General features: G+C 48.8%; 4 protein-coding genes. All 4 read right to left on the reverse strand.

Annotated elements, in window-relative coordinates; translation table 11 throughout:
- Window positions 1-242 precede the first annotated feature (242 nt).
- Window positions 243-791, reverse strand: coding sequence for a YqeG family HAD IIIA-type phosphatase (locus H6S82_RS27530; protein WP_190464552.1), 549 nt, complete (start codon window positions 789-791; stop codon window positions 243-245).
- A 68-nt stretch (window positions 792-859) separates the two neighbouring features.
- Window positions 860-1,957, reverse strand: a complete 1,098-nt coding sequence (gene mltG, locus H6S82_RS27535; protein WP_190464551.1) for an endolytic transglycosylase MltG — start codon at window positions 1,955-1,957, stop codon at window positions 860-862.
- A gap of 9 nt (window positions 1,958-1,966) precedes the next feature.
- Window positions 1,967-2,533, reverse strand: a complete 567-nt coding sequence (locus H6S82_RS27540) for a DUF3727 domain-containing protein (RefSeq protein WP_190464550.1) — start codon at window positions 2,531-2,533, stop codon at window positions 1,967-1,969.
- A gap of 27 nt (window positions 2,534-2,560) precedes the next feature.
- Window positions 2,561-2,832, reverse strand: a 272-nt coding sequence (gene ruvX, locus H6S82_RS27545; protein WP_191057051.1) for a Holliday junction resolvase RuvX, incomplete at its 5' end; no start/stop codon positions are given.

Here is a 2,832-nt window from a genome sequence, read left to right on the forward strand (position 1 = left end):
TCTCTTGCGAAGGTGGGCATCGTGACGGTCACCGCCAAGACGCCCACTTCGCGCCAAATCCAAAATCCAAAATTTTAAAGCGCCAGTCCTTCCCAGGTGGAAGGCTGACGCTTGTAGAGGTATTCACAGTGATTTATGGTTAGGGTCTTTATCTCGGCTGACCCCATTTCAACCAATATATAGAATGCCACTATTTTCAGAGAGATCGGAATTTCATAATAATTTCTTTATGTTTCCCTTTGTCAGGGTTTGTAATGCTGTTTTAAGTTTTGTTGCTTTGCTGGCAAAGTTGCGCCCAGGATTTGAGAAAGCCAAACTTCCAGATTCCGTACCGGGTAGGACTGCACAGCTTGACCGGAATCGACGATCGGATCTACCAAGATGGTGAACATACCCAGACGATTCCCAGCCAGCACATCTGTAAACAAGCGATCGCCCACCATCCCTACCTGTTCCACCCCTAAATTCATCTGGGCGACAGCTTGTCTTAATTTCCGTCGAGAAGGCTTGCTAGCACCGTGCAGATAAGGCAAATTCAAAGAGCGGGCAATTCCGCCAATGCGAGTTTCGCTCAGGTTATTGCTCACCAGCCACATCTGGGCCACTTGTCTGATTTCATCTACCCACAGCCGGAGTTCGTCAGAAGCCTGTTGTACTTTCATTGGTACGAGAGTTTCATCCACATCCAATACCAGACCCTTGAGGTTATATTGTTCTAGCATTTGCGGTGTCAGACTCAAAATTGAGCCCTCCAAAACTAGATCGGGCTGTAGGTGAGCTACCCAAGACATAAGCGATTGTGAAGTGACTGGTGAAAAGGCGATTGGGAACAAAAAATTATAAATCAAAAGTTGCCTTTTTAATTTTTAATTTTTAATTCCTCTTGACGTCGGGCGGCGCGTTGTTTTCGGATTGCCACAACTGCGGCTTCGTGTTCTGCCAGGGTGCGACTGAACACATGACTGCCATCATAGCGAGCCACAAAAAACAGATATTCCGTATCTTCAGGATTGAGGACTGCTTTGAGACTAGCCAATCCGGGACTGGCGATCGGAGTCGGCGGCAGACCTCGATTGAGATAGGTATTATAGGGAGAAGGCGTCCCAACTTGCTTGAATGTTAAAGGTCGATCTGCGGTTTGCTGAATATTCAATCCGTATTCAACCGTTGGGTCAGATTCCAGTTTCATACCCTGGCGCAAACGTCGGATAAAAACTCCGGCAATGCGAGGGCGTTCCACAGGAAGCACCGCCTCTTTTTCTACGATACTGGCTAGAGTCGCCCACTGGAGCAGGCTGTACTGGGTTCGGTTTGGGTCTTTTTGATAGACGGGCAAAGCTAATTCCTCAAAGCGTTTGAGCATTGTGTTGATAATGCTTTGAGGCGTTATCGAACCCGTTGCTGCTACCTGATAGGTATCCGGGTACAAAAAGCCTTCCAAGTGAGGTATGGCGCTGGGTAGCCAGGGAAAGCGATCGCGAGGGATCTGGCTGGCGGCAGCTAAAAAATCTTGAGCTTTGAAAAAGCCCTGAGATTCAAAATAAGCTGCCATCTGCTTGCGCGACCAACCTTCCGGAATAGTGAAGCTACGCTGCAACTCTTTGCCTGTCGTAACTTCCGCCGCTATTTCTGGCAGCGACTGCGTGGGGGATAACTGGTAGGTACCTGCCTTAAACCCCGGCTTGTTTTGCACGGACAACCAACGCGCCCACAAGTTCCAAGCTTGCGCCGAACGAATCAAACCGGCAGACTCCAAATCCCGGCCAATTTGGGAACTAGAAGTTCCTGGGGGAATACGGATTTGCACCCATTTTTTCGATTCCGGCGATGCTGTGGCGGGTACTGAGCCCAGCGGAGGCCCAGAAGCCCAACTCCACCAAGCCCAGCCTTGCCAACCGCTTCCTAGCAGCACCGCTGGGAATAGGGCAAGATAAAACAACCACTTGGAGAGGCGCATAGCTTTACCTTATTCCAATTCATCGAACAATTGTTCTTCTAGCATTGGCTGCACCCTTTGAAATTCTTCTGGGGAAAGTAACTCGGCTTTACCCCCTTGAGTAAGACGACCAAAGAATAACAGCGGATCGAGGGGAGTGTAAATGGCGTATTCCTGTTCCTCGTGGTAAAAACTGGCCAGGAACTGCAACTCTTCTGGCTGTTGCTGGGATATTTCATCCTCAATTTCCAGGGTGAGAATTTCTTCCTCATCTACTTCTGGCAATTCTCCGGCAACGGTCAGAGAGAATGCGGTGTGCTTGAGAACGAGGTCTTGCTCTGCCAGGACAGCTTGGGCAGTGGGAAAGATTTTGTTAATGCTCTCGTCGTCTTCTATGAGAGTTGCCGCCTCTTCGTCCTCGAAGTCTTCATTCCAAGCAAAAATTTCTACTGGTGAGTCAACGGGTAATAAGAGAACGTACTCTTTCCCCTCGACTTCCAGAAACCGCTCGATGTAACAGGCTAGTTCGCGTCCCGCTTCATCTTTGAGGATGACAGGTTCGTCTTGAGAATATCCATTTTCTTTCTGTTTAGACATTTAGAAGGCTCCAAGCAAGGGGGAGTGCTATTTCCGCGTGCGACGCTCGTCCAACCATTGTTGCAAAATTATGGACGCAGCAATCCGATCGATCGAACTTTTATGGCGGGATGGGGATTTTTTGGCTTCTTTTAACATCTCTTCCGCCTGAAATGAGGTTAGCCGTTCGTCAACATACTCTACAGGCAATTGCAAGGCTTTGCCGACGCGCTGGGCAAATTTCTGTACTTGTCGAGCTTGAAAACCTAAAGTTCCGTTCATGGAATAAGGTAACCCGACGACAAGGACTTCTGCCTGTC

The sequence above is a fragment of the Planktothrix sp. FACHB-1355 genome (assembly GCF_014748295.1).
GTDB lineage: Bacteria > Cyanobacteriota > Cyanobacteriia > Cyanobacteriales > Aerosakkonemataceae > Aerosakkonema > Aerosakkonema funiforme_A.